This window comes from Pyxidicoccus sp. M6 (assembly GCF_055568925.1).
This window is the reverse complement of the sequence record NZ_CM145714.1, coordinates 13,215,552-13,241,985: the sequence shown is the minus strand read 5'-3', so window position 1 is coordinate 13,241,985 and position 26,434 is coordinate 13,215,552. Positions and strand designations below refer to the sequence as shown.

Genomic DNA, 26,434 nt, shown 5'->3' with positions numbered 1-26,434 from the left:
GGAGGTGGCCATGTTCCGGAAGACACGCGCGCCGGTCCGCACGGGGCGTTCCGCGCTTCATCACGGTTCCATCATGGCTGTGAGTCCATGAATTCCGGGGCAGGTTTCACGACCTTCGAGGGAGGGGGCTCCTCAAGAGGGCATGCTTTGTGGATAGTCTGTCGTTGGCACCCGGCCTCGGCTCGCGCGTGCCAGGGGAAAAGGCAGACAGAGCGATGATGATTGAAGACCCATCGGGGCTGCTCCAGCGCATCCCGGAGCTGCGGGCGTTGTGCGAGGACGCGAGGGTGCGCCGCGCGGTGGAGCGTGGTGACCCGTTCAAGGTGTACCGGGCGCTCATGTGGGCTCGGTGGCTCGGCAGGCTGCGCTCGCACCGCGAGGTGCTGGACACGCTGCTGCGCCGGCGCCGCCTCTTCGCCCGCCCGCTCAAGGGCAACAGCCTCTTCCTCGGCACCCTCAATGGTTTCGGCGCCACCCTGCTCGGCGGCGCGGAGCCGGACCCGCACGACGGCACCTCCATCGCGACGCACACGCTGGTGGCGCTCTTCGTGATTCCGCTGCTCCCGCTCGGCGCCTACGTGGTGCGTCCGGGGGACGGCGGCGGCAATCCGCTGAGCCGCTCGTGGACGTTCTTCGCGCGCGTGCCCATGGGGACGCTGCCGTGGCTGTGGAGCCGCGCGGTGGCGCTCTCCGTCATCGCCCTGGTGGCCACGGGCGCGGCGCGGGCCTTCCATGCCTCGCGCTACCGCGACGTGCACATCGCCAACGGCTTCGAGGAGACGCTCGTCGTCACGGTGGGCGATGCGAAGCAGACCGTCCCTCCGCGACAGGTGGTCTCCTTCCCGGTGGCCATGGGCACGCAGCAGGCGCGCGCCGTCACGCGCAACGGCACGGAGGTGGACGCGATGGAGCTGAACGTCACGTCCCACGCCGGCGTGCTCGCGTGGAACGTCGCGGGCGCCATGCCCCTCTACCTGGCGAGCGTGGTCTACAGCGAGCGGCCCAGCGAGGACGACGACAAGAACTACCCGTCGACGGTGTTCTGCGGGCAGCGACTGGTGGAGCTGGGGCCGGTGGACTACGTCCTCAGGGACCCGCCCGAAACAGTCGACCTCCCGTCGAGCGGCAGCCGGGTGGTCCGCACCCGCCTGGGCATCGCGATGTCGGAGCAGCCCCCGCTCCAGATGTGCTTCCGGTATCTGATGGGGAACTCCCGCACGAGCGAGGCGCTGCCCTTCGCGGAGGCCGCGGCGCGCCTGTCGAAGTGGGGCAAGGACGAGGCGGAGCTCGCGCTCCAGGCGTCGATTGCCGTGGGCCCCGCGGAGTTCTTCCGCGTCGCGCGGGCGTGGCGGGATGCGCACCCGGAGGACCCAGACACCCACCGGACCTACCAGTGGGCCGCCGAGCGTAACGGCCAGCTCGACGCAATGATGGCCGAGTACGCCGAGCGCGCCCGGACGGCGCCGGACTCGTCCACGGCCCAGTACCTCCATGTCCGCCTGCTGCGCGGGTCCGAGGGCGCGCGCGCCCTGGAGCAGCTCGTCGAGCGCTTCCCCCAGGACGTCAACCTGCTGCGGTCGGCGGCGCACGGCCGCTACCTCGTGGGGAACTGGGAGGGAACGACGCGGTTGTGGGAGCGGCTGCGCGCCGAGAGCGCGGAGGAGGCGGGGGACATCATCGAGGCCCAGACGACCGCGCTCGTCGCGCTCGGACGCCACGAGGAGGCGCTCGCGCTGCTGTCCGACGTCTTCAAGTCCGGGAAGCAGACCACGCGGGCCCGGTGCGCGGAGCTCTACGCGCTCGTGGCGGCGCGCGCCGGCCGGGCGAAGCCGGATGCGCTCATCTCCGCGCTGGAGAGCGAAAGCGAGGGCCGGGAGCTCGGTTGGCTGCGGCTGCGTGCCCACCTGCAGGTGAAGGAGGACCCCACCGTGCCGGGGAGCCGGTTGATGCAGGTGATTGGGAAGGACCCGAAGGAGGCGCTGAAGGTGGCGTCGAGCGTCACCCTGGAGGAGTTCTCCGTCATGACGGAGGAGGCCTGGGCGCTGGCGTATGGCGAGGCGGTGCGCACCGGCGCGGCGGACAGCGAGCGTGCCCTGGCCGGCGCTCCGTACCTGCGGCCCATGGAGCTGGAGGACCTGCGGCGCTTCGTCCGCGGGGAGCGCGCGTCGCTGGACGTGAACGAGGTGACGCCGGACATCCGCGCGGCGGCGTATTTCATCCGCTCTCGCAACGCGTCGCTGCCGGAGGACGAGCGCCAGCGGCTCGTCGAGCAGGCGCGGAAGGAAGACTGGCTCCACGGCTCCGTCACCGAGGCGATTTCCTCATGGAGCCTGTGAATCCTCCGGGCCTGGCCCGGCGCGCGGCGTTGACGGTGGTGCTGTGGGCGGGCTTCTGGCTGCTGGGGCTGGCCGTCGCGGGGGCGCTGCTCTGGGTGCCCGTCGCCGAGGCGCGCTACACGGGCTCGCCGGGGCTGGGCGGAATCCTGGCCGGCCTGGGCGCGGTGACGGTGCTGTGGGCGCTGCGCCCGCGAGGTTGGTTCAGCAGCGAGCGCAGCGAGGCGAAGCCCCTGTCGCGCGAGGCCTTCCCGGAGCTCTTCGCGCTGCTGGACCAGGTGGCCACCCGCGCGGGCACGGCCGCGCCGCGCAAGGTGTACCTGTCCGGCGAGGCCACGGCCTTCATCGGCATGGAGCGGCGCTGGCTGGGGCTGAAGCGCGAGCCGGTGGTGGGCATCGGCCTGCCGCTGTTCGCCTTCCTCACCCGCGAGGAGCTGGCGTCCGTCCTGGCGCACGAGTACGGCCACCAGACGGGAGGTGACCTCTCGCTGGGGCCGTGGGTGTACCGCACGCGCCGCTCCATCGCGCTGGCGGTGGACTCGCTGGAGGACTCGGCGTTCTTCCTGGACGTGCCCTTCCAGTTGTACGGGCGGTTCTTCCTGCGCATGTCGGGCACGGTGTCCCGGCAGCAGGAGCTGGCGGCGGATGCGCTCGCGGCGTCGCTCGTCGGGCCCGCGCCCGCGGCCGAGGCCCTGCGCAAGGTGCACGTGCTGGGCCCCCGGTGGAGCGCCTACTTCAGCCATGAGCTGATGCCCCTCTTCCAGCAGCGCGTGCGCGTGCCGATGCTGGAGGGGTTCCGCCGCTTCGTCGCCGAGACGCGCCGGCGCCACGACGTGGAGGAGAGCCTCCGCGAGGTGCTGGAGCGTCCGCCCTCGCCGTGGGACTCGCACCCGCCGCTGGAGGAGCGGCTGCGCGGGCTGGGGCGCGGTGGGGCTTCCGGGGCCGCCGAGCCCACGCTTCCGCTGTCCGGGTGCCTGGAGCTGCTCGGAGGCGAGCGGGCGGCGGAGGACGCGTGGTTCGAGCGCGCCGTCTCCGACGCCATGGTGGCGCTGACGTGGGAGGAGCTGCCGGAGAAGATTCTGCTGCCGGAGATGCGGAAGCAGTGGGCGGGCTCGCCCATCGACCCGCGCGGCATGTCGCTGCGGGCGCTGCCGGAGCTGCTGAAGGAGGGCGAGGCGCTGTGGAGGCGCATCCGCCCGCCGGGCATCGAGCTGCTGTCGCCGGAGGGCCAGCGTCAGCGCGTGCGTCAGTTGCTGGTGGGGTGGCTCGAGTCGGCGCTGGCGCACCGGGGCTTCACGCCCGAGCTGCGTCCCGGCGCGTACCTGCGGATGACGTGTGACGACGTCTCGGTGGAGCCGCGCGCCATCGTCGAGCGGCTCGCCGCGGGCGCGCTCACCGAGGAGCAGTACCTGGAGGCGTGCGAGGTGCTGGAGTCCGCCGCGGAGCAGCGCTCGGCGGCGGGGTAGGGCGTCAGGGAGCGCCGGGCGGCGGCGAGGCCTGCGCGGAGTCGGTACGGGCCTCTTCCTCGCGCGTGGTGCGCACCCACTCGCCGCGCTTCTCCGCGCCGGGGCCGCGCAGCATGAGCCCCACCTTCCACACCACGTACACGGGCGCCCAGGCCAGGTCCAACAGGCCGCGAGGGCCCACGCCGGACACCCACCAGCCGCGCAGCACGTACGCGCCCACCGACGTGACACCGAAGGCCGCCACGCCCGCCGCCAGCACCGCCGTGCCGCCGGACAGCCACGTCACCACCGCCGCCGCCACCACGCCGCCCACCGTCGCCAGTACCAACTGGCTCAGCGGCGGCACCAGCACGTCCATGGCCAGGTCGAACAGCAGCCCGCTGCGCTGCTTCAGCGCGTCACCCAGGAGTGGCCACCCGTGCAGCTTGCGCATCTGCCGGCGCCCGCCCTCCCAGCGCTGGCGCTGCGAGCGGCTCTGCTTCTCGCCGGACACCATCTCCCCGAGCACCTCCGCCTCCCATGCGTAGTACACGCGGTGGCCCTTGCGGCCCAGGCGGATGCCGTACTCCAAATCCTCCACCACGCTGAACGCGTCGTGCGGCACCTCGCGCAGCACCGCGTGCGTGAAGCACATGCCGTTGCCGCGCAGGCCGCACGAAACACCCAGCGCCTCGCGCCCCAGCGAGCGCACCTTGTGGAACATGCCCAGGGCAATCGTGATGAGGCGCGTGCGCCACGACGCCGTCGGGTTCATCACGCCGTAGTGCGCCTGCACCGCATGCGCGCCGCCCTCCAGCCGGGCCGCGTACGCGTGCAGCAGGTTGGGGGACACCACCGTGTCCGCGTCCACCACCACCACCGCGTCCGCGAAGCCGTCCTTCTGGCTGAACTCGAAGGCGTACGCGAGGGCGTAGCCCTTGCCTCGCTTCTCCTTGTCCTGCCGCTCCAGCACCGTGGCGCCGGCCTCGCGCGCCTTCTGCGCCGTCGAGTCCGAGCAGTTGTCCGCCACCACGATGATTCGGCGCAGCGCTCCCGGGTAGTCCACCGCGGACAGGTTCGCCACCGTCCGGGCAATTCCCAGCTCCTCGTTGTGCGCCGGAATCACCACGTCGAACTTCCGCGTGGGCGCCGGGGGCACCGGCGCCGTCCGCCGCCACGACAGCAGCGTCAGCAGCAGCAGGTAGCCGCATGCCACCGCCACCGGCAGCAGCCCCACGCACAGCGCCACATCCACCCAGGTCCACACCGTCACGACAGTCTCCCCCGAGGGCGCCCAGCGCCGCTCAAGACGCGGTCAGCGCCGCTCCAGCTCCGCCAGCACCGGCAGCTTCAGCAGCCGCTCGACCTGCCACCGCTCCAGAATCCGCCGGCGGATGATGTCCAGCGCCACCGCCGCGAAGATGCCCATGGCAATGCCACCCACCACGCCCGCGGCGATGATGAGCTGCACCTTCGGCTTGGACGGCTTCTCCGGGAAGGCGGGCGGCGCCAGCACGCTGAAGCGGTGCTTCATGGACGCCTTCGAAATCTCCAGCTCCGTCTTCGCCTGGTCCAGCCGCCGCATCTTCTCCTGGTGCCGCATCACCAGCATGCGCACCTTGTCCGCCGCCACCGACACCTCGGGGTTGTCCGACGTGGCCGGCCCGCCCAGAGAGCCCGTGGGCAGCCCCGCCGTCGAGAGGCCCGACTCCAGCTCCGCCGGGTTGCCGCCGGTGCGGATGTACTCGTTGATGAGCTCGTTCAGCTCCGAGCGAAGCCCCACCAACTGCGGCGAGTCCTCCTGGAGCGCGGAGATGCGCTGCTCCAGGTCCGTAATCACCGGGTGCTGCGGCGAGTAGATGACCCGCTGCTCGGAGAGCTGGTTGCGCAGCTCCGTCAGCCGGCGCGCGCGGAACTCCTCCACGTCACCGATGGCGCGGCGCTTCGTCTGAATCATGAAGCGCATCTGCGCCAGCAGGTGGTCCGTGTTGATGAAGCCGCCGCTCGCCGTGGGCGTGCCCTTCTTGCCCGCCTTCTCCTCCTCCTTGCGGCGCTTGAGCTCGATGCGCTTCACCGTGGCGTCCAGGTCCGCGATGGCCTTGCGCACCGCCTCCGCGTCGTCCACCACCTGCTTCTCCAGAATCGTAATCGCCTCGGACACCGCGCCCATCTCCGCCGCCTGGCGCATGTCGAGGAAGTTCTTCTGCGCCGCCTCCACGATGTTCAGCGCGAGCTGCGGGTCCCCCCAGTCCACGCCAATGGTGACGCTGCCGCTGCCACCCTCCACGCCCACAATCATCGACTGCTCCAGCATGGCGACGAGGGCCTCTTCCTTGGCCTTGTCCTCCATGGGCGCCGGCGGCTTCTTCGTCACCTTCTCCTTCAGCTTGGAGATGGGCGAGCGCATCAGCTCCCAGTACTCGACGAGCTTCGCCTGGTGGACGATGGACTTGAGGTTGTCGTACTTCATGATCATCTCCCACGCCGCGCGCGTGGGCTGGTCCGCGTCCACGGGGATGGAGCGCCCCGGGTTGGCCAGCGAGGAGATGATGAAATTGCGTTGCGTCAGCATCCGCGTTTCCACGTGGTACTTGCGCGGCATGATTTTGCTGACGCCCACCGCCATCGCGGACACCAGGGCGGCGACCACCATCGCGAGGAACCAGTGCCGCAGCACCGCGTTCTTCAGGTAGCCCACCGCGTCGATGACCAGACCCCAGTCGATGAGGTCCGCGGGCGCGTACGTCTCCGGGCGCTCCGGAACGAACATCGGAGGAATGGGGGGCTGCTGCACCGGCGGCGGGCGCGGCCCGGGAGTCCCGGGCGCGGACATCGTCACGGCTTCCTCCTCGGTCCGGAGCCCTTCATCACCTGCTGCACGCGCCGGGTGAACTCCTCCTGCGTGAAGGGCTTGCCCAGGTAGCCGTTGGCACCCGCTTCTTCAGCGTGGGCCTTGTCCTCGGGCAAATCCCGCGCGCTCACCACCAGCACCGGCACGTCCTTCATGGCCGGGGTGCGGCGGATGTGCTCACACAAGTCATAGCCGGAGATGTCCGGCAGCGTCAGGTCCAGGCACACCAGGGCCGGGCACGCGGCCGTCTCGAGGTGCTTGAGCGCCGCGCGTCCGCTGGGCAACTCCACCACCTGGTCGAATCCCATGTCGCGGAGGTAGTCGCCCAGCATCTTCCGGAAGAAGGGGGCGTCCTCCACCAGGAAGACGGTCTGCAATTGGGGCTCCATCCGTCGTCAGCCTTTCTTCGGAAACTCTTGCTCAGCCGAACCCGAGCCTCGGCACCCAGACGAGGACGCCGTATGTGTATGCCGCGTTGAAGAGGACGAACCAGAGGATGGCCTTCTTCAACCCCCGCACGGGGTGCGGGTCCCTCGCCGCCATGGCCGGCAGGGTAATGGTCATGAAGAGGACGGACATCAGGATGAGCTTCGCCATGTCTTCCGCCCTCAGAGAATACCAGTTTGCCGCACGGACAGGCCCAGCGAGGCAGCCCATGTGAGGCGGGTCGCCGGTAGCTCGGGCGAGCGGCTCGACGTCATCCGCGTATCCGCGTCCACCGAGACCCATCTTGTGAGCATCCACGAGGCCGTCAGCCCTCCGCTGACGATGCGGTCCCCCGTGGCCCCGCCCACCGCGAAGGCGGTGCCCGCCGAGGGAGACACCCGCACGCGCGGTCCCAGTGCCCACGTGCCCGCCAGGGTGAAGTCGGCCCTCGGGTACACGCGTCCTGTCAGCCGGTCCACGAAAGGCGTCACGCGCACGCTCAGTGAGCCGTTGAAGTCCGCCATCCGCGAGGGAACCCGGTGGCTCACCGAGAAGGTCAGGTTGGGCAGCAGCTCCGTGCGGGGCGCGTCCGTCGCCTCCTCGCCCGTGGGCTCCTCGTCCCCGCCGGTCGTTGGAGCTTCGAGGGAATTCACGACGCTGACGCCGAGGCCCGCCTGGAGGGAGGTGCGCCGGTCCAACCGCGTGCCCCAGGACTCCGTCAGCGTCACCACCGTGTTGTTGGCGCCGGTGGAGAAGCGCGAGTGGTTGACGGACGCGGACGTGCTGATGGCGCTGAGCGACGACAGCGCGTGGCTCAGCGACACGTCGAAGCGCGGGCCGTACTGCATGGGCACGGCCTCGCGCGCGGCCCCATTGAGGCCGCCGCTGATGGAGAAGCCGGTGGAGCCGGACAGGTTCCACCGCCGGCCCAGGGCGTTGGTGGTGGCCGTCAGCGTGCTGGTGGAGGCGAGGAAGTAGACGGTGTCCGCCTGGGGCAGCGGCTGCAGCGGGCCGCCGTTCTCGGGCGGACGCAGCGGCCCGTCCGGGTCCGTGGTGCCGGTGTCCGGCAGCGGCGTCACGTCCGTGGTGAAGAGGTTGACGGAGCCCAGCGTCAATTCCTCGCTCAGGCGCAGCGTCAGCCCGCGGTCCGGACGCCAGTTCGCCGCGAGCCGGCCCGAGTGCTGGATTTCGGTGCGCGGCTGCACGGTGACCTCGCGCAGGCTGATGCGCGGCGCGTAGTCCAACTGGAGGGAGGTGTTGCCCTCGCGCCACTCCAGGCCCAGCGTGGGGGTGATGTCCGTGTCACCGGCGATGGAGGGGGCATCCTCCGTCGCGCCCTCGTTGGAGCGCACGCGCGAGTCCACCCGCGCCGCCACGCTGTACGTGACGGAGGCGGAGGACACCTCCAGCAGCGCGGCGGTGAGGACTCCCCCCAGCATGGGCTCACTCCACCACGATGACGTCGCCGGGACGCAGGCGGAAGGTGGGGGCCTTGCCCTCGGCGCGGATGAGGTCGTCGTAGCGGAAGCGGATGCGCACCGGAGCGCCGTCCTCCTGCCGCATGACGAAGACGCGGTCCCGGTGGGCGTACTCGGTGAAGCCGCCCGCGCCCGCCAGCGCCTGGAGGAGGCTGGAGCCCACCTCGATTTCCAGCGGGCCGATGCGGTTGATTTCCCCCACCATGGTCACCTTGATGGGGCGCGCCTGCTCCAGCGCCACCGTGACGACGGGGTGGTTGATGTAGTCCTTCAGCCGCGTGCTGATTTGCTGCGACAGCATGGCCGGCGAGTGGCCCGCCGCCTCCACGTCGTCCAGGAAGAGCAGGCTGATGCGCCCGTCGTCGCGCACGCGCGCCTGCGTGGTGAGCGCCTCCTGGTTCCACACGCGGATGTTGAGCAAGTCGCCCGCGGCGATGCGATAGGTGGCGTCCGGCGGGGGCGGCTTCTCCTGGTACTCGTCCACCCAGACGTACTTGCCCAGCCCGCCGCAGCCGGAGGCCAGCAGCAGCGCGACGCAGGCGAAGAGCGCGCGCGGTGAGAGGCGAGAGGAGGGCGGAGGCTGTCGGAGCGGGGCCGGCATGGGCGTACGGAGGTTCCTCTTCACGGCGCGGGTGAGATGGACACGGCGGGAGCGGCCTGTGCCTCGGGAGCGGGCTGGCCACGACGGCGCGCCAGGCGCACCACCTGGATGACCTCGGCCGGCCGCACCGCGCCGGTGGCCAGCACCCCAACCACGTAGACCACCGCCTCGATTCCCAACTGCACCCACGGATTCAGCGGGGCGAACACCGTCTGGTCCAGCGCGACCACGGCGATGCACACCGCGGCCGTCTTGCCAATCATTCCCAACAGGCGCGCGTCGAAGGCCGCGCCCTTCATGCGGCCCATCAGGCTGATGGTGACGCCAATCTCCATCAGCAGAATCGCCAGCGCGGTGCCCGCGGCGCCGCCGCCGTCGCCCAGCGCACCGTGCATCCGCGGCACCAGCACCAGGTTGAGCACCGGAATCACCAGCAGGCTGCCGGTGACGTTGGTGATGGTGACCCACCACTCGCGGTTCGTCATGGTGAGCCAGAGGCCGGCGTTCATCGTCACGAAGGCCAGCACGAACAGCGGCGACATCAGCCGCAGCGACATGGCGGACGGGCCGAACTTGCCGCCCAGGAGGCCCACCCACAGCGGCGCGCCCAGGACGATGAGCATCATCATCGGCACGGTGACGGCGAGCGTGCCCTCCAGCGCGCGGCGGATGAGCCGGGTGAGCTCCTGCTCGGAGCGCTCGGCGGCGCGCGACGCCAGCGGCATCAGCACCCAGCCGAAGACGGGGTTGAGGAAGAAGGTGAGGCCCGCGATGTTCCACGCGGCGCCGTAGTAGCCCACCTCTTCGTGCGAGGCCTTCAGGCCCAGAATCATCACGTCCAGGCGCCCGTTGGTGGCCAGCGCCGCGCCGGTGATGAAGAAGGGCAGGCTCTTGCGCAGCACCGTCATCGTGGCCGGCACGTCCACCTTGAAGGCGAGCCCCATGTGCTGCTTCGCGAGGTACCAGCCCACGGCCAGCTTCACCGCCTCCGACGCCACCAGCGACACCGCGTACCAAGGCAGCGACGCGTCCAGCACCACGGCCAGGAAGAGGCCGCCACCCCACACCAGCTTGGTGACGATGTTGGAGACGGACAGGCCCGCCACCTTGCCCTTGGCGTGCAGCAGCGCGGCCATGGACGCGTTGATCATCACCAGCGACTGCGCCACCGCGGAGACGTAGACGAGCTGCCGCACCTCCAGCGAGTGATTGTCTCGCGCCATGACGAGCGCGAGCACGCCCATCAGCACCGCGGTGAGCCCCAGGCGGATGAGCAGCGTGGCGCCGAAGAAGTCACTCGCGTGCGTGGGCCGGCGGGTGACCTCCTTGCGGATGTACATCTCCAGGCCGAGGTGCGTGGCGACGAAGAAGACGGCGGAGAAGCTGTCCGCCCAGTTGAAGCTGCCGAAGCGCTCCACGCCCATGTGCTTGGGCAAGAGGAAGCGCACGCCCATCGCGATGACGTACGTCACCAGCAACGAGCCTCCGAGCTGGAGCCCGTTGCGGACCGCGCCCATCGCCTCGTGCGAGGAGTCACCTCGCGCTTCGGCGTCCTGCGGAATCGATTGGCTGGGACTGTTCACGATGGATGCGGGCCCCCCCGGCCCTGGCCGGTCATGCCCGTGTGCATAGAAGACGAGCGGGGGCGGCACGTCAATGCCGCCCCCGCCGCAAGACTGGTTGCCTGGATGGCCAGTGGACCCGGCGAGGGCCCGCCTCCGGCGGACTAGCTGGCTCCGCGGCCCGTGAGCACCACCGGCACCGTCTGCAACAGGAGCGTCAGGTCGCTCGTCAGGCTCCAGTGGTCGATGTACTGCATGTCCAGGTACATCCACTCCTCGAAGGAAATCTGGTTGCGGCCGGAGACCTGCCAGATGCAGGTGAGGCCCGGACGCACGGAGAGGCGGCGGCGCTGCCACGTCTCGTACTTGGCCACCTCGCTGGGCACCGGCGGGCGCGGGCCGACGATGCTCATCTCACCCCGCAGCACGTTGATGAACTGCGGCAGCTCGTCGATGGAGAACTTGCGGATGAAGCGGCCGATGCCGGTGATGCGCGGGTCGTTCTTCATCTTGAAGACCGGGCCCGTCTGCTCGTTCATCGCCGCCAGCTTCTCCTTCAGCTCCTCGGCGTTCACCACCATGGAGCGGAACTTGAGCATGTAGAACGGCTTGCCGTTCTGCCCCACGCGCAGCTGCTTGAAGAAGATGGGCCCCTTGGACGTGAGCTTCACCGCGGCCGCGACGAAGGCGAGCAGCGGCAGCAGCATCCACAGCGCCACCGCGGACACGAAGATGTCGAACAGGCGCTTCATCGCCATCTGGTGCGGCTTGGGGCTCACCGCCGCGAAGTGCAGGAAGCCGTCGGACACCGCGCGGCGCTCGATGGGACGCGCGCGGTCCAGGCGGAAGCTGTGCGCCGGCAGCGCGAAGGGCACGCCGAAACGCTCGGCCAGCTTGATGGCCGCCTGCATGGACTCGCCCTGCTTCAGCGTGTTGCCCGCGATGTAGACCTCGTCCACCGCCGTGTTGCGGAGGATGCGCTCCAGGTCATCCACGGAGCCCATGATGCGAGCGGGCAGCTCGCCCGAGCTGGTGTCGTCGTTGAAGCGCACGTAGCCCAGCACCTGGCGGCGGCCGCGGCTCACCAGGTCCTCGCCCGTGTAGCGGCCCATGGCGCCCGTGCCCACGATGAGCACGGAGTCCATGGGGCGCTCGTTCGCCGCCACCGGACGGAACACGAACAGACGCAGCAGCAGCGCCACCGGCCAGAAGATGACCAGCAGCGGCGCCACGCCCGTCATCGTCACGCGGTCCGGCAGCGCCAGACTCCCAAGCGCGAGCACCGTCACCACCGCCAGCGTCGTGACGGACACGAGCGCCACGTGGTCCAGCTTGCTGCGCTCGGCGAAGCGCGAGTCATAGAGACACAGCGCGGTGCCAGTGATGATCCACGTCACCAGCGCCGCCAACACCAGACCGGGTACGACCCAGCCAGGCTCGGCAGTGAGCTGCCCGCCGAGCCACGCGGCGGCGACCAGCACCGCCGACATCAACGCCAGGTCCACCGTCAGGTTCAGCTTCGCCGCGAACCCCGGAGCCAGCTTGGGTCCCTGGACCTCTGCCAGCCCTTCGCCCTGAGAGGTATTCTCAGGAGCCCCGACCGCCGCACTTGCCGTTGCGCTGCTCATCGTCTCCACCCCCCTCTGCGCTGAGTGCATGCTATTGTTCAGTCCAGGCAGAGGATGCCGTTGAGGCTAGAAATCTTCAAGTCGGAAAGAAAAGCTTATCACCGATACTGCGTCGCGTTGCAACCGCCGCCCTGCAAGTAAGACGTGACAGGAGGTGAATTCTTGGGATCGTCCCGACCCCAGTCCCGGGTCGATTGGGCCCCTCGAATTCTCATCCTTGGAGCACCCCCCTTCCGAGCCGCACAGGTGGTGCCGGGCGGGCGAGATTGCATCTACGGTGCCGGTCTGACTTTGGATCTCACCGGCGACAGGACTACAGGGCGTCATGGGAGGGGTGGGACGGAGAATCGCGGGGTTACGAGCGGGTGAGGCGATCCGCTCCGGTGTAGACATTGAAGCGGCCGTCCCGGACGAACGTCGCCAGCGTCATTCTGGAACGCAGCGCCAGTTCAATCGCCAGGGAGCTGGCTGCGGAAACTCCCGCGACGACAGGGATGCGGGCCATGGCGGCTTTCTGGATGATTTCAAAGCTGACGCGTCCGCTGACAGCGAGGACCGTCGGTTGACGCGTCAGTGGGGCGCGGTGGACCCGCACGCCATGCACGGCTCCGGCGAGGACGAGGGCTCCGATGACCTTGTCCACGGCATTATGGCGGCCGACGTCCTCGAAGGCGGCGAGCACGTGGCCGTCGGCGTCGAGCGCGGCGGCGGCGTGGACTCCGCCGGTGCGGGCGAAGGTTCGCTGCACGTCGTGTAGGCGCTCGGTGGCGCGGGCCACGGCGTCGGGACGGAGCTGGGGGCCGGGCGGCACGGGCGGGCAGACGGCGAGCAGGTCCTCCACGCTGCGCCGGCCACAGACGCCGCACGCGGACGTGGTGAGGGTGCCCCGGCGGGCGGAGCGCACGCGCTCCACGTCGAGGGTGGCGCCGGAGGCGGGCGTGACTTCGAGCACGTTGCCCCAGCCCTCGTCACCGGGGCGGCCGCAGTGGGCGAGCGTGCCGAGGTCCTCGGCGCTCTGGAGGATGCCCTCGGAGAAGAGGAAGCCCGTGGCCAGCTCGCGGTCCTGACCGGGGGTTCGCATGGTGATGGCGACGGAGTCCCCGCTGACGCGGATTTCGAGCGGCTCCTCGATGGCGACGTCGTCGTCCTCGGCGGGGGACAGGGTGACGCCACTCCACCGCTGCACGGGGCGGCGGGTGACGCCGCGTGAGTCCACGGGAGGCAGCGGGCCGCGACGGCCCGGGCGCAGGTGCAGGAGGAGGAGGTCGGCGATGGCGCGCACGTCGTCGCGGTCGAGGATGCGCACGTCGGAGGAGAGGCCCGGGGGACGCGCGGCGGAGTCCGTGAGCAGGGCGAGGACTTCCGGGCGAGACGGAGCGAGCGGCGGGCCGAGGCCCTCGCGCCAGAGCTCGAGCTTGGGGAGTGGGCCGTCCTTCCAGCCCTCGACGAGGACGAGGTCCACGGCGCCCGCGAAGCGCGAGAGGAGCGGAGGCAGCGCGTCCGCGGGAGCGTCGCCGGTGGTGAGCTGCACGCCGGACGGAGTGGCGAAGCCCGTGAGCACGGCGCCGGCATCGTGGAGGCGCGCGGTGTCGCTGCCCGGGCGGTGCAGCGGGTGCGCGTCCGAGGAGTGCTTCACCGCGGCCACGCGCAGGCCTCGGGAGGACAGCTCCTGGATGAGCTTCGTGAGCAGCGTCGTCTTTCCGGAGCCGGACCAGCCGACGATGCTCAGCGCGGGCACGGCGCTCATGAGAGCGTCTCCGGGCCGCCGGGAATGGGGCGGTTGCGTGACGGTGCCGCGAACACGCTGTGCCCGGCGCCGCCCGTGAGGATGACGCTGGCGTTGGTGGCACGGTGACGCGACGCCACTGCGAGCGTGCTGCCCACGAAGATGCCGGCGCTCATTCCGGCACTCCGGGCGCTGCATCCACCGCGACGTATGCGGCGTCGTGGAACAGCTCCACCTCGGCGGTGTCGCCCTCGGCGAAGTCGGCCTGGCCGGGAGGGAGGATGGCCCAGCCCTCGCCGTGGACGTTCTGCAGAATCTGCCCGGCGCCCTGGGGACGGAGCCGCGCGACGGGCTCGCCAGCGCCGGAGTACTCCAGCGCGGCGGTGATGAGGTACGTGAGCCCGGCCTGCTTGTGACGCGCCTCGGAGATGCGAGCGCGGACGCGGCGGCGCGCTTCGAGGACGCCCTGTCGCTTGAGGAGCAGCGGGCGCGCGAACTGGTCGAACGCGACGGTGGCCGCGCCCGGGTTGCCGGGCAGCACGACGACGGCGGTGTCCCCGAGTCGCGCCACGGCCACGGGCTTGCCGGGCTTGAGCGCCACGCCGTCGACGTAGAAGCGGGCACCGAGCGCGGCCAGCACGCGCTTCACGTGGTCCTTGTCACCCACGGAAGCGCCACCCGTGGTGATGAGCACGTCCACCCGCGGAGCGAGCCGGGAGACCGCATCGCGCAAGGCCCCCTCGTCGTCTCGAGCCCGGTCGAGGTGCCGCACGTCGGCACCGGCCTCGCGAGCGAGCGCGGCGACGAGGATGAGGTTGCTCTCGTAGACCTGGTGGGGCAGGGCAGGCATCCCCGGAGGAACGAGCTCATCCCCCGTGGCGAGCACCGCCACGCGCGGCGAGGGGCGCACCCAGGCGGTCGTCTCACCCATCGACGCGAGCACGCCGAGCACCGCGGCGCCCACGCGCTGGCCCGGCGCGAAGAGGGGGGCGCCGGCGCCGACCTCTTCTCCGGCGCGGCGGATGTCGTGGCCGGGCGGGACGGTGATGAAGACGTCCACGTGGAGGCCATCGTCACTGGCGCGCGCGGCCTCCTGGCGGATGACGGCATCGGCGCCGGAGGGAATGGGGGCACCGGTGAAGATGCGGGCCGCCTCACCGGGCTGGAGCGAGCGAGCGGGAAGCGCCCCCGCGTACACGGTATCGACGATGCGCAGGCGTGCGGGCCGGTCGCGGTTGGCGCCCCGGGTCTCCTCGGCGCGCACGGCCCAGCCATCCATGGCGGAGTTGTCGCAGCCGGGCAGGGAGCGCGCCGCGGTGACTCCGGCCGCGAGGAAGCGGCCATGCGCGTCGAGCAGGGACACGCGCTCGGGCGCCGCCGGGGCGATGGCGTCGAGCGCGACCTGCCGGGCGGTGGAGAGGGGCGTGAGCGGCATGGGTGGCGGCGCAGCCTAGTCCGTGGGCCCTGCCAGTTGTCCACGGGGCCCCGCGATATGTCTGCTCCCTGTCCTCACGAGCAGGCGACTGTTCGTCAGGAGGTCTTCTCCGCGCCGAGGAGGAGACGGAACGCCATGACGACGAGTGCGCCCACGCCCGTCACGGGAGCGACATACAGACCGAGGACGAAGCCTGGATGGACGGAGCGGATGGGAACCCAGCTCCCCGACGAAGGCGGCGATGCGTCCCACGCGTATGACCCTGAAGAACGGTGAGCGGCGAGACGTGGACACTTCACTCATGGTGGGCTGAGTCACAGCATTCCACAGGTACCCCGCCAGGAGCATGAGCGATGCAACCCGCCGGACCCGAGTTCCCAGACGTGACGCTGGCCATCATCGCGGGAGGCCAGGGCCGCCGTCTCTCCGGAGTGCCGAAGGGACTGCTGTCGGTGGATGGCCGCACGGTGCTGGAGCGGTTGCTGGCGCAGTCACGCCACTTCGGGGACACGCTGCTGGTGGCGAACGCGCCGGAGCCCTACGCGCGCTTTGGTTTGCGCACGGTGGCGGACGTGGTGAAGGACAAGGGCGCGCCGGGCGGAGTCCACGCGGCGATGACCGCGGCGCGCACGCCGTGGGTGGTGGCGGTGGCGTGCGACATGCCCTTCGTTTCGACGGAGGCCCTGCGCGTGCTGCTGGGCGCACGGAGCGACGCGGTGGACGCGGTGTGCTTCGAGGTGTCGGGCCGGCTGGAGCCGTTGCTCGCCGCGTACCGGACGGTGCTCGCGGCGGCATGGGGCGAGGCGCTGAAGGAGGACCCGTCGCTGCGTCAGTTGCTGTCCCGAGTGCGCATGCGACTGTTGCCCGAGGATACGCTGCGCACGGTGGACCCGGAGCTGCGCAGCCTGGTGAATGTGAACACCCCCGAGGACCTCGCGAGGCACGGTGTCACGCTGCCTCGCGGGTGAGCCGATTCAAGGGGCGTACGGATAGCGCTCCAGGCGGCCGTCGGGGGAGTAGGCGTAGAGCTCGAACCAGTCGAACTCTGCTTGGAAGCCCGGACCGAATCCCGGGCACTGGTCGACGCGGTGGTTGACCCGAACGAAGTACCACCCCGCTTTCTGACCAATCAGCACCTCCAGTGACTTGGGAGAGAAGGCGCACTGCTTCCGAGCTTCCTTCGGAAAGCGCTTCATGACCTGCTCCAGCGCCGCATGTGCAGCGACGATGGCGGTACCTTCCAAGGTCGCCAGTGGAGTGAGCTCTTCCTCGGGCCACGGAATCGCGGAGGGGTCACCAGGCCTCGCAGCAGCAGTCCCTTCATCTGGCGCCACGCCGAGGAGCGGGTTGTCCTCCTGTCTCGGCGACTCCGCATGTGCGTAGTACTGGCGCGTGCCCGAGCAGGCGAGCGCAAGACCCAACGTGAACAGGCCCAACCGCCGCTGGCCGCACTTCATCAAGCCCCCAGCGGAGAATGCGGCGCTGGATGGAGGAGCCTCTCTGTCCACGCGCTCTCCGCTGAGCGGAGATGCTAGAGGTCGTGCCGGGGATGCGTCGAGCTTTGCGCTCGGGTCAGACGCCCGTTGCACTCGACGGAATCCTCACCGGAACCCGCCGTGCCCCGAACGCTCCCGGTGCCGCGTCGAAGCGTCCGGGTACCTCCGCTCCACAGTCCGGACACCGTCCCTCCGGTGTCACGCGATAGGACAGCAACCGGTACCAGTCCCGGACGATGAGCGCCGAGCCGCACCCCGCGCACAGCGTGGTGTCGCCCTCCGTGTCGTGCACGTTCCCCGTGTACACGTGGTGCAACCCCGTGCGCCGTGCAATCGCTCGCGCGCGGCTCAGCGTCGCGGGCGGCGTCGCCGGCACGTCCAGCATCTTGAAGTCCGGATGGAACGCCGTGAAGTGCAGCGGCACGTCCGGCCCCAGGTGCTCCAGCATCCACTCCGACAGCCGCGTCACCTCCGCCTCCGAGTCGTTGTGCCCCGGAATCAGCAGCGTCGTCACCTCGAACCAGACGCGCGTCTCGTGTTTCAGATACTCCAGCGTGTCCAGCACCGGCTGCAGGTGTGCGAACGTAATCCGCTTGTAGAAGTCCTCCGTGAAGGCCTTCAGGTCCACGTTCGCCGCGTCCATCTTCGCGTAGAGCTCCCGCCGCGGCTCCGCGTGGATGTAGCCCGCCGTCACCGCCACCGTCTCCACCCCGAGCGCATGGCACGCATCCGCCACGTCCATCGCGTACTCGGCGAAGATGACCGGGTCGTTGTACGTGAAGGCCACGCTCCGGCACCCCATCCGTGCCGCATGCTTCGCAATCGCTTCCGGCGAGGCCTCGTCCGCCAGCGTGTCCTGCTCGCGCGACTTGGAGATGTCCCAGTTCTGGCAGAAGCGGCAGCCCAGGTTGCAGCCGGCCGTGCCGAACGACAGCACGCTGCTCCCCGGGTGGAAGTGATTGAGCGGCTTCTTCTCAATCGGGTCCACGCAGAAGCCCGACGAGCGCCCATACGTGTCCAGCACCATCCCCTCGCCCACGCGCTGGCGCACGAAGCAGAAGCCGCGCTGCCCCTCGTTCAGCTTGCAGTCGCGCGGGCACAAATCACACTGCACACGCCCGTCCTCCAGCTTGTGCCACCAGCGAGCGGGAAACGCGGTGCTCATGACGAAGTCCTCCCCCCGGCCCCTCGGGCCCCGAAAGGACAATCGCTAACGTCAGGCCCCGCGCACCGCCGACATGGCCCGGCCGCTCGCGCGGTGGGCGGACGTGTCACCCCGGAGGCTTCAGCGGTTGGAGCAGCGTCGGCAGGTCCGCGAAGTTCAACGTGAGGCTCGGATGCACCTGGCCCAGCGCATCGCTCATGTCCTCCCCGTTCCCCTGTATGCCGAGCCCCACCGTCAGGTTATCCGCCAGGACGATTCGCGTGGCGGCCACGACGCTCGCGCGCTTCGTGTCCGTGTCCTCCAGCTTCGCGAAGGACTGCGTCGCCTCCACCCGGAACAGCAGGCGCGGCGAGGCGACGCCCACCGAGAAGCCCACGTCCAGCCACTTGCTCATCGGCACGCCCGGGCTCTGCCGCTCGTACAGCGCTCGCAGCTGGAGCGTCGCCTCCACGCTGGCGTCGCCGCCGGACAGCAGCTCCAGCGTGGCCGCGCCGAAGCCGCGTTGGATGGACACGCCGTCGCCCTCCTGCGACTTGAGCCCCGGTGTCACCCACCGGCCTCCTACCGAAAGGAACAGGGCGCTCGAGGCTGCGCGCACCTGCTTCGCGCACGCGCTCAACCCCTGGCGCACCTTCTGGATGCCGTCCTGCCTCGCGCGCTCCATCGCCGCGGGGAGGTCCGCCTTGGCCTTCTGGTACGCCTCGGGAGTGTCGAACTCGAGCGGCAGCGGCTCGTCGGGAAATTGATAGAGGCTCTCGTCCGCGAGCACCTTGTCGAGACACGCGCTGTACGCGTCTCCGTAGATGCTCCGCTCACCGAAGACGTCCACGGACGCGCCCGCCATCACCGTGGCGAAGCGGCCTTCGTCGAAGCTGAGCCCCTCGTAGGGCGTCTCGTCAGCAATCGCGAGGGTGACGGCGCTGTCCTGCAGGTAGCGGTTGAGGCGCTGCTTCCGCGCCGCGCGCGCCTCCGGGTAGAGCTGTTCGTAGCCCGTCGTGAGGAGGTAGGGATTGAACTGCACCACGAAGGACGTCTGCCCGCCCTCCAGCACGGCGCCCGCGTTGCGCAGGCTGGCCACCAGCGCGGCGGGGTTGGACGGGTGCACCACCTCGCCCGCGGTGGCGATGTCCAGGCCCGCGGCGGCCTCGGAGCCTCCGCGCAGGAAGTTGGGGAAGTCCAACTCGGCCGTGCCCGCGTCGAAAGTCCCCGCGTCCTGCGCCCACGCCGCCGTGCAGCAGAGAAGAAGGAAGGCCGTGAGCGCCGCCCTCATTCCGTCACGACCCAGGTGAGGTTGATGAAGTCCGCCAGCGCGCCCGAGGGCAGGTTGAAATTGTCCCAGAGCAGTTCCTGCTGCCCGTTCGGAAGCACGAGGGTGCCCTTCTCCACGAAGGTGGCGCCGGCCCCCGCCGGGTCCGCCACGGAGAAGGTGGCCCGTACCCAGCCCTGCTCGGCGGAGGGCAGGAAGTCGTCGGGCAGCGTGAGGGTCTGCTGGCCCGAGAAGACGTCGCTGTGGAACTGCCGGCGCGTCTGGCCCACCATCTTCCCGCTCACCACCAACCGCATGGCGACGGTGTTGAGCGTCCCCTGCGGCCGCTCCAGTACCAGCTTCGCGCCCTTCCGGTCCGCGCGAGCCACCTTGAGTGTCCCTGTCAGCTTGTCATCGTCCGCCATGGTATTCCCCCCTCCAGGAGTGGAGTCGCGGGCTTCACTCACCGCACGTGTTGCATCATACCGTGAGCCCCGGCCGGCGCATGGCCAAAGGGCAGCCGGGCCGAGGGTGCGTCACCCTGACGCATGGACCGGAGGCGCGCGGGGTGAGAAGCAGGGTGCGGAGAGCCCCATGCTCAAAACGTCTCTTGGCCGTTTCCGCGCCGTGGCCCTGCTCGAGGGCCTGTCCTTCGTCCTCCTCCTCTTCGTCGCGATGCCGCTGAAGTACCTGGCGGGGATGCCGCTGGCGGTGCGCGTGGTGGGCCTGGCGCACGGGCTGCTCTTCGTGCTGTTCCTCTTCGCGCTCATGGAGGTGGCCATCGCGTACCGCTGGCCGCTCGTGCGCGTGCTGGGGGCCTTCGCCTCGTCGCTGTTGCCCTTCGGCACCTTCGTGCTCGACGCTCGGCTGCGGCGCGAGGAGGCGCAGGGCGCGGCGGTGCAGCCCACGCCCTGACGCGGCGGGCCGGAGAACGGTTTCACCGGACGTGTTGCATCGGGCTCACAGCGGCAGACCTGTTGCGATAGAGGCCGCAAGGAGTTCGCACGCGCACGCAAGCCGTGCGAGAGTCGCCAGCCGAAAAATGCACCGGGGGCTGACGAACATGGACCGCGGAAAGTGGGACACGCCAGAGGACGTGGAGCGCGAGCTGCAGTCACGGCTGGCCCTCGTGGAGACCACGGAGGGCATCCGCGGCATGCACTTCGTCGCGGTGCTCGACACCGTGCGCTTCCTCGGCGGCGAGCAGGCGGTGTCGCGCATCGTCGAGGGCGGTGACTTCCCGCCGGACATGGACCCGTCCGAGCTGTACCCCGTGCCGCCCTTCATGCGCCTGTTCTTCGCGGCGGCGAGGCTCCTGGCTCCGCAGCTCGGCGGCGTGGAGGAGTCGATGCGGCAGATTGGCGTGCAGGGCACGCTGGCCTTCATCAACTCCATGTTCGGCGCCGAGGTGCGCAGCCAGGTGGGCGGCGAGCCGAAGCGCCTCGTGGAGATGCTGCCCGAGGCCTACCGCATGGCCATCAACTTCGGCGAGCTGCAGGTGGAGTGGACCGGCCCGCGCGCCGGCCGCATCCACATGCGCCGCATCTTCACCCCCGTCGCCTACAACGAAGGCATGCTCGAGGGCGCGCTGCGGGCCGTGGGCGCGCAGGACATCCAGGTGCACGGGTGGCAGACGTCGCTGCTCGACAGCGAGTACACGCTGGCCTGGGACATCTGAGGCGCGCGGCTACTTCGCCGGAGCCCCGTCGTAGCGGACGCGGCTCTCCACGACGAGCACGTCCCCTTCGGGCGTGAGCGTCATCCACCGGGGCTGCTGGAGACCTTCCGCGTAGATGTTGACGGAGAAGCCCTGTGGCACGCGCAGGGTGGCGTCGGCGGGGATGGGGACGACGTCCGGGCCCTTGCTCGCGCTCCGCGTGGCGGAGTGCCCGGGGGTGCACATCCGCGGCGAAGGACTCGGACTCAGGACGGCGTGCCGGGGCTCTCGGTGGGCGGGTAGAACGCGAAGGCGCCGTAGCCCACCACCTCGTCCTGCCCGCCCGCCGTGTCTCCCGAGCTGCGCAGGTCCAGCAGCCGCGGACGCAGCCCGCGCTTGCGCGCCGCCAGCAGCAAGCCGCTGATGGCCGCCGCGCCGCAGGCACTGCCCGCGTCCAGCGGCCCGTCGAGCGTGAGCACCCGCTCGGCCGTCTCTCGGTCGGCCGCCCGAGCGTCCTGGTACGGCAGGTAGTGCGACAGGTCCGAGCTGACGACAGGCAGCACGTCGACATCCCAGAGCGCGTCGAGCACCGCCTCCACCTCCTCGGCCCGCGCGCTGCCCACCACCAGGGGGAGCACCCGGAAGCGCCCCAGCACACGCTGCAGGAAGGGCAGCTGCACCTCCAGCGAGTGCTCCGCCTCATGGGCTTCCGTGGAGGCCTTCACCTGCCGGAGCGCCGACGCGCGCCGCCGCAGGTCCTCGTCCACCGGCACCTCGCCCAGCGGCGTGCACAGCACGTCCACGTCCGGGTACGCGAGCCCCTTCAGCGGCACGAAGTGACACGGCCCGAGGAGCAGCACGCGCGGCGTCTGGCCCTGGTACGCGCGCAGCGTCGCATAGGCCGTGGCCGCCACCGGGCCTGAATACACATATCCCGCGTGCGGCACGACGAGCGCCGCGGGCCGGCCGGGGGATTCGACAGACGCCCGCTCGAGGCACCGGTCCACCTCGGTGGCCAGGGCGGAAGGACTGGAGGGATAGAAGGAGCCCGCCGCGGCGGGAAGTCGCACACGTGACATGGTCCCCCATCCGGTCATTCTGCTTCTGCCCGTTGCCAAGGATGACATGCGGGAACCCCGCCCACCCAGCCGGGCCGCTGCCGGGCGGACGGGAGTCTGATTGGAATTGCACGAATGTGTGTCTGGGAATGGACGCGAAGGCACTGTCCGCAGATGGGACGCGTTGATCCCGAAGTCGGGAATCAAAGATCTTCCAGGTCGCACCTGACTTCCTTGTTCCGGGCGTTTCCACGGGCTATTCGTCGTGGCGCGTTACTTGCTCTGTGACGGCTCGTGTCACGAGGCGCCCGCCTTCCCATTCGGGGCGGGGTGCTCCTCGTAGGGAATACGTCCCGGGCACTCCTCCCCGGTGGCAAGCGCCCACTGGGAGCGCGGGACGAGCGGACAGGGGGTCGGCCGGGCTGCTGTTACTCCTCCACCGGCCGTCCCCCTTGTCCGTGTCTTCCTCCCTCGACGTGGAGCAGGCGGGCGGGCAGGGCTCGGAGCGCGGCCCGGTTACCGCCCCGGGAGTCGCGCCGCATCGTCCCTGGAGTCCAACGGAAGAGGGGACGTGCGCACATGGCCCGCCGCGAGCAACTGAAGGGGAAGGTCGCCATCGTCACCGGAGCCTCCAGCGGAGTGGGCTGGCAGTCCGCGGTGCGTCTGGCGGAGCAGGGCGTGAGGCTGTGCGTCACCGCGCGGCGGCGCGAGGCGCTGGAGTCGCTCCAGAAGCAGGTGGAGGCCGCGGGCGGCGAGTGCCTCGTGGTGCCCGGCGACGTGACGGTGGCCGGCGACGTGGAGCGCGTGGTGCGCGAGTGCCTGGCGCGCTACGGCCGCATCGACCTCCTGGTGAACGACGCGGCGGTGCAGACGTACGGCTACTTCGACCAGCTCCCGTGGGAGCACATCCAGCGCACGGTGGACGTCACGTGCCTGGGCTTCCTGCGCTTCGCCCATGCGGTGCTGCCGCACTTCCGGAAGCAGGGCAGCGGCCACGTCCTCAACGTGCAGTCCATGCTGTCCAAGGGCGCCGCGCCGCTGTTGTCCGCGTACACCGCGTCGAAGCACGCGACGCTGGGCTGGGCGAAGGCGCTGGCGCTCGAGCTGCACGGCACCGGCATCCACGTGTCCAACGTGCTGGTGCCGTCGGTGTCCACGCCGATGTTCGACCACGCGCCCACGCAGTTGGACCGCAAGCCCGTGCCGGTGCCGCCCACGTACGACGTGGACCTCGTCGCACGCGCGGTGGTGCGGTGCGCGCGCAGGCCCGGACGCACGGTGGTGCCGGTCTTCCTCCAGGGCAAACTGACGCTGTGGATGAACAAGGTGGCGCCGTTCGTGGGCAACTTCATCCTGGGCCGCTACGGCGCGCGGATGCAGACGGAGGAGCAGCCCGTGCACCGCCGCGAAGGCAACCTCTTCCTGCCCGTGCCCCAGGGCGTGGGCCCCTACGGCAGTGTGCCTCCGACGCCGAGGTGGAAGCGCTTCACGGCCGTGGTGGGGCTGGCGGCGCTGGCCGGCGGAGTGCTGGGTGGGGCGGCCCTGGGGGCGCGGGGGTTGGTGGGGGTTGTCGCACACAGATGATAAAAAAATGCTGTTCCTCCCCGCCCTTTCGCTAGAAGGGGCCGCCGGAGCGCCCGGGTTGGTTCAGCCGGGCTCACGCAACGGAGGGACGCTTCAATGAAGGCAATCAAGTGGCAGACCCTGGCCGCGGTGGCCGGGCTCATGGTGTCGGCGACGGCGGGGGCGCAGGAGGTTGGGTCGGGCGGTGGCAGCTTCGGCAACGCCGGGCAGATCGTCATCAGCACGGACGCTTCCGCCAGCCTCGGCTATTCCACGCAGGGCGACGGCATCGGCTTCATCTCCCTGGAGCCGGGCGCGGACTACTTCCTCAAGCAGAACCTGTCGGTCGGCACCGGCCTGCAGCTTCGCGCGGCGTTCGCCGAGGGCGAGGACCCGGTGGGCTTCGGGCTCAACGTGCGCGGCGGCTACAACATCCCCCTCACCGACCGGGTGTCGGTGTGGCCGAAGGCCCAGATTTCGCTGTGGCTGGGTGACGACGTGTTCGGCTTCGCCAGCCCGTACCTCACCGGCGGCGACATCACCGTGGTCCTGGAGGGGTACGCGCCCTTCCTGTTCCACGTGACGGACCACTTCTTCGTGGGCGCTGGCCCGCGCCTGGCCTTCGGTCTGGGCGATGACGTGGACGTGGCCTTCAGCGTCAACACCACCATCGGCGGCTACTTCTAGGCCGTACCCGCTTCACGGCTGAAGAAGCCACGAGCCCCGGGCGTGACGGAGTCCTTCCGTCGCGTGCCGGGGCTCTTCATGTCCGGGCCTCGTCTTGATGGCCGTCAGGGAAGTGGCCCTTCGCACCCGACAGGTTCTGCGCGGTGCGCACCAGCGCGAGGTGGCTGAAGGCCTGGGGGAAGTTGCCCAACTGCCGGCGCTGCTCCGGGTCGTACTCCTCGGATAGCAGGCCCACGTCGTTGCACAGCGAGAGCAGGTGCTCGAACAGCTCGCGCGCCTCGCCCTCGCGGCCGAGCAGGGCCAGCGCGTCCGCGAGCCAGAAGCTGCACGGCAGGAAGACGCCTTCTCCTGGAGGCAGGCCGTCGCGCGTCTCGTGCGTGTGGTAGCGGCGCACGAAGCCGCCGTGGCACAGCTCGCGCTGAATCGCGTCCACGGTGCCGCGCACGCGCGGGTCCTCGGGCGGGAGGAAGCCGACGAGGGGCAGCATCAACAGGCTCGCGTCGAGCGCGGTGCCGCCGTACGTCTGCGTGAAGGTATTGCGGCGGGCGTCGTAGCCGTTCGCGCAGATGTCGGCGTGCATCCTGTCTCGCAGGGTGCGCCAGCGCTCCAACTGGGCGCCGTCCAGCTTGCGCAGCGCCGAGGCCTTCACGGCCCGGTCCAACGCCACCCATGCCATCACCTTCGAGTGGGTGAACTGCTGCCGTCCGCCGCGCACCTCCCAGATGCCCTCGTCGGGCTCCTGCCAGTGCTCCTCGACGAAGTGGAGCAGGTGGACGCCCACGTCCCACGCCTCGTCGTCGGGCGGAACGCCGTGCATGCGGGCCTGGTAGAGGCAGTCGGCAATCTCTCCGAAGATGTCGAGCTGGAGCTGATTGACGGCCGCGTTGCCGATGCGCACCGGACGCGAGCCCTCGTAGCCGGGCAGCCAGGGCAACTCCAATTCGGTGAGGCGGCGCTCTCCGGCGACGCCGTACATGATTTGCAATTCATCCGGTTCGCCTGCGACGGCACGCAGCAGCCAGTCGCGCCAGTCGCGAGCCTCCTGCGTGTAGCCGGCGTGGAGCAGCGCGAGCAGGGTGAGCGTGGCGTCGCGCACCCAGCAGTAGCGGTAGTCCCAGTTGCGCACGCCGCCGAGCCGCTCGGGGACGGACGTGGTGGGCGCGGCCACCAGTCCTCCCGTGGGTGAGTACGTGAGCCCCTTGAGGGTGATGAGCGAGCGCACCACCTGCGAGCGCCACGGGCCTTCGTAGACGCAGCGCCGGGCCCACCGGGTCCACCAGCGGCAGGTGTTCTCCAGCGCGGCGAGCGGCTCCGAGCGGACGGGCGGCGGCGACAGGTGTGACGGGTGCCAGGAGAGGACGAAGGGCACGCGCTCGCCCTCGTGGACGGTGAAGTCGGTGAGGAGGCGCGCGTCCTCCTCGCGCAGCGGCCGGTCCGTGTGCAGGAAGAGGGCATCAGGGCCGGCCCGGGCGCTGGCGCCACCGGGAAGCGCACGCACCAGGGGCGTGCGGTCGCCGTAGCCGAAGCGCGGGGCGAGCTCGAAGCGCACGGGCACGTGGCCCGAGACGCCCTCCACGATGCGGATCAGCTCGGGTGTCTCGGCGCGCACGGGCATGAAGTCGTGCAGGCGGATGACGCCGGTGGTGGTGTGCAGCTCCGTCTCGAGCACGAGGGTGTCGGGCCGATAGCGGCGGCGGACACCCCGCACGGGGATGCTGGGGGCGATGCGCCAGCGGCCATGGTCCCCGTTGCCGAGCAGCGCGGTGAAGCACGCATCCGAGTCGAAGCGCGGCCAGCACAGCCAGTCGACGGAGCCGTCCGTGCCCACCAGGGCCGCGCTGTGGGTGTCTCCGACGAGGGCGTACGCTTCGAGGGGGAGCGCCATCCGTGAAAGGTAGGTCGCGCCGTGACTGCCTCCCTGCCCCGGGCACCTGAGCGGGCGAGCGGGCAGGGGCTTGCCGTGTTCCTCGGGGGGAGGGCGTGGCGTGGAGCGCGGTCCGCACGCTCATTCATTCACTGCTGCGCGAGCGTGTCCCGAGCAGCACGCCACGGTGGAGCGCGCTGCCCGGGTTCATGG

Annotated in this window: 25 protein-coding genes; 7 read left to right on the top strand and 18 right to left on the bottom strand. The window is 70.4% G+C overall.

From position 1 onward, the window contains the following. Positions 1-215: 215 nt before the first annotated feature. Positions 216-2,336 carry a tetratricopeptide repeat protein gene (locus ACVTJA_RS52450; protein WP_465832477.1) on the top strand — a complete coding sequence of 707 codons (2,121 nt, stop codon included), beginning with the start codon at positions 216-218 and terminating at the stop codon, positions 2,334-2,336. Next, complete coding sequence (locus ACVTJA_RS52445; RefSeq protein WP_465832475.1) at positions 2,324-3,799, top strand: M48 family metallopeptidase; 1,476 nt, start codon at positions 2,324-2,326, stop codon at positions 3,797-3,799. Before ACVTJA_RS52450 ends, ACVTJA_RS52445 begins: the two co-directional genes overlap by 13 nt. A 4-nt stretch (positions 3,800-3,803) precedes the next feature. Here the strand turns inward: ACVTJA_RS52445 and epsU are convergent, their stop codons facing one another. From epsU to ACVTJA_RS52390, 11 genes are all read right to left on the bottom strand, one after another. After that, the gene (gene epsU, locus ACVTJA_RS52440) at positions 3,804-5,051 is read right to left on the bottom strand and encodes an exopolysaccharide biosynthesis GT2 family glycosyltransferase EpsU (protein ID WP_465832473.1); all 1,248 of its coding nucleotides are present in this window, start codon (positions 5,049-5,051) and stop codon (positions 3,804-3,806) included. Between the two features lie 42 nt (positions 5,052-5,093). Beyond that, the gene (gene epsV / locus ACVTJA_RS52435) at positions 5,094-6,611 is read right to left on the bottom strand and encodes a PCP family exopolysaccharide biosynthesis protein EpsV (RefSeq protein WP_465840736.1); all 1,518 of its coding nucleotides are present in this window, start codon (positions 6,609-6,611) and stop codon (positions 5,094-5,096) included. A gap of 2 nt (positions 6,612-6,613) precedes the next feature. Then, on the bottom strand, positions 6,614-7,018 hold the full coding sequence (gene epsW, locus ACVTJA_RS52430; protein WP_465832471.1) for an exopolysaccharide biosynthesis response regulator EpsW: 405 nt from the start codon (positions 7,016-7,018) through the stop codon (positions 6,614-6,616). Between the two features lie 31 nt (positions 7,019-7,049). Next, positions 7,050-7,226, bottom strand: a complete 177-nt coding sequence (locus ACVTJA_RS52425; protein ID WP_465832470.1) for a hypothetical protein — start codon at positions 7,224-7,226, stop codon at positions 7,050-7,052. 11 nt (positions 7,227-7,237) lie between these two features. Further along, a complete protein-coding gene (gene epsX / locus ACVTJA_RS52420) occupies positions 7,238-8,494 on the bottom strand; it encodes an exopolysaccharide export protein EpsX (protein ID WP_465832469.1) in 1,257 nt (418 codons plus the stop codon). 4 nt (positions 8,495-8,498) lie between these two features. After that, a complete protein-coding gene (gene epsY, locus ACVTJA_RS52415) occupies positions 8,499-9,134 on the bottom strand; it encodes an exopolysaccharide export protein EpsY (RefSeq protein ID WP_465832467.1) in 636 nt (211 codons plus the stop codon). Positions 9,135-9,154: 20 nt separating this feature from the next. After that, positions 9,155-10,717, bottom strand: coding sequence for an exopolysaccharide biosynthesis flippase (wzx, locus tag ACVTJA_RS52410; protein WP_465832465.1), 1,563 nt, complete (start codon positions 10,715-10,717; stop codon positions 9,155-9,157). Between the two features lie 143 nt (positions 10,718-10,860). Then, positions 10,861-12,333 (bottom strand): exopolysaccharide biosynthesis polyisoprenyl-phosphate hexose-1-phosphate transferase EpsZ, encoded by a 1,473-nt coding sequence (gene epsZ, locus ACVTJA_RS52405; protein WP_465840735.1) that lies wholly within the window; start codon positions 12,331-12,333, stop codon positions 10,861-10,863. A gap of 346 nt (positions 12,334-12,679) precedes the next feature. Next, on the bottom strand, positions 12,680-14,071 hold the full coding sequence (gene fdhD / locus ACVTJA_RS52400; protein ID WP_465832463.1) for a formate dehydrogenase accessory sulfurtransferase FdhD: 1,392 nt from the start codon (positions 14,069-14,071) through the stop codon (positions 12,680-12,682). Further along, positions 14,068-14,226: a hypothetical protein gene (locus ACVTJA_RS52395; RefSeq protein ID WP_465832461.1), complete on the bottom strand. Its 159-nt coding sequence runs from the start codon at positions 14,224-14,226 to the stop codon at positions 14,068-14,070. Before ACVTJA_RS52395 ends, fdhD begins: the two co-directional genes overlap by 4 nt. Next, positions 14,223-15,485 (bottom strand): molybdopterin molybdotransferase MoeA, encoded by a 1,263-nt coding sequence (locus ACVTJA_RS52390; RefSeq protein ID WP_465832460.1) that lies wholly within the window; start codon positions 15,483-15,485, stop codon positions 14,223-14,225. Before ACVTJA_RS52390 ends, ACVTJA_RS52395 begins: the two co-directional genes overlap by 4 nt. A gap of 353 nt (positions 15,486-15,838) precedes the next feature. Here ACVTJA_RS52390 and mobA point away from each other — a divergent pair, with 353 nt between their 5' ends. Beyond that, a complete protein-coding gene (gene mobA, locus ACVTJA_RS52385) occupies positions 15,839-16,453 on the top strand; it encodes a molybdenum cofactor guanylyltransferase (RefSeq protein WP_465832458.1) in 615 nt (204 codons plus the stop codon). A 6-nt stretch (positions 16,454-16,459) separates the two neighbouring features. Here the strand turns inward: mobA and ACVTJA_RS52380 are convergent, their stop codons facing one another. The 4 genes from ACVTJA_RS52380 to ACVTJA_RS52365 form a co-directional block, all read right to left on the bottom strand. Then, positions 16,460-16,921, bottom strand: a complete 462-nt coding sequence (locus ACVTJA_RS52380; protein ID WP_465832456.1) for a hypothetical protein — start codon at positions 16,919-16,921, stop codon at positions 16,460-16,462. A gap of 136 nt (positions 16,922-17,057) precedes the next feature. Beyond that, entirely contained in the window at positions 17,058-18,146 is a 1,089-nt protein-coding gene (gene amrS, locus ACVTJA_RS52375; protein ID WP_465832455.1) for an AmmeMemoRadiSam system radical SAM enzyme, read from the bottom strand. 106 nt (positions 18,147-18,252) lie between these two features. Further along, a complete protein-coding gene (locus tag ACVTJA_RS52370; RefSeq protein WP_465832453.1) occupies positions 18,253-19,416 on the bottom strand; it encodes a hypothetical protein in 1,164 nt (387 codons plus the stop codon). Then, positions 19,413-19,817 carry a hypothetical protein gene (locus ACVTJA_RS52365; protein WP_465832451.1) on the bottom strand — a complete coding sequence of 135 codons (405 nt, stop codon included), beginning with the start codon at positions 19,815-19,817 and terminating at the stop codon, positions 19,413-19,415. Before ACVTJA_RS52365 ends, ACVTJA_RS52370 begins: the two co-directional genes overlap by 4 nt. Positions 19,818-19,986: 169 nt before the next feature. Between ACVTJA_RS52365 and ACVTJA_RS52360 the strand changes: the two genes are divergently transcribed. Continuing rightward, the gene (locus tag ACVTJA_RS52360; RefSeq protein ID WP_465832449.1) at positions 19,987-20,307 is read left to right on the top strand and encodes a DUF3817 domain-containing protein; all 321 of its coding nucleotides are present in this window, start codon (positions 19,987-19,989) and stop codon (positions 20,305-20,307) included. A 148-nt stretch (positions 20,308-20,455) separates the two neighbouring features. Further along, on the top strand, positions 20,456-21,070 hold the full coding sequence (locus ACVTJA_RS52355) for a TIGR02265 family protein (RefSeq protein ID WP_465832448.1): 615 nt from the start codon (positions 20,456-20,458) through the stop codon (positions 21,068-21,070). Positions 21,071-21,079: 9 nt separating this feature from the next. Here the strand turns inward: ACVTJA_RS52355 and ACVTJA_RS52350 are convergent, their stop codons facing one another. After that, the gene (locus ACVTJA_RS52350; protein WP_465832446.1) at positions 21,080-21,295 is read right to left on the bottom strand and encodes a hypothetical protein; all 216 of its coding nucleotides are present in this window, start codon (positions 21,293-21,295) and stop codon (positions 21,080-21,082) included. A gap of 20 nt (positions 21,296-21,315) precedes the next feature. Then, positions 21,316-22,128, bottom strand: coding sequence for an AmmeMemoRadiSam system protein B (amrB, locus tag ACVTJA_RS52345; protein ID WP_465832444.1), 813 nt, complete (start codon positions 22,126-22,128; stop codon positions 21,316-21,318). 558 nt (positions 22,129-22,686) lie between these two features. On the opposite strand from amrB, the gene ACVTJA_RS52340 reads away from it, so the two are divergent. Together ACVTJA_RS52340 and ACVTJA_RS52335 are read left to right on the top strand one after the other, a co-directional pair. Further along, the gene (locus ACVTJA_RS52340) at positions 22,687-23,691 is read left to right on the top strand and encodes an SDR family NAD(P)-dependent oxidoreductase (RefSeq protein WP_465832443.1); all 1,005 of its coding nucleotides are present in this window, start codon (positions 22,687-22,689) and stop codon (positions 23,689-23,691) included. Positions 23,692-23,787: 96 nt separating this feature from the next. Next, on the top strand, positions 23,788-24,357 hold the full coding sequence (locus ACVTJA_RS52335; RefSeq protein WP_465832442.1) for a hypothetical protein: 570 nt from the start codon (positions 23,788-23,790) through the stop codon (positions 24,355-24,357). Between the two features lie 76 nt (positions 24,358-24,433). On the opposite strand, the gene ACVTJA_RS52330 is transcribed toward ACVTJA_RS52335, so the two are convergent. Then, on the bottom strand, positions 24,434-26,242 hold the full coding sequence (locus ACVTJA_RS52330; RefSeq protein ID WP_465832440.1) for a glycoside hydrolase family 15 protein: 1,809 nt from the start codon (positions 26,240-26,242) through the stop codon (positions 24,434-24,436). Positions 26,243-26,434: the final 192 nt, after the last annotated feature.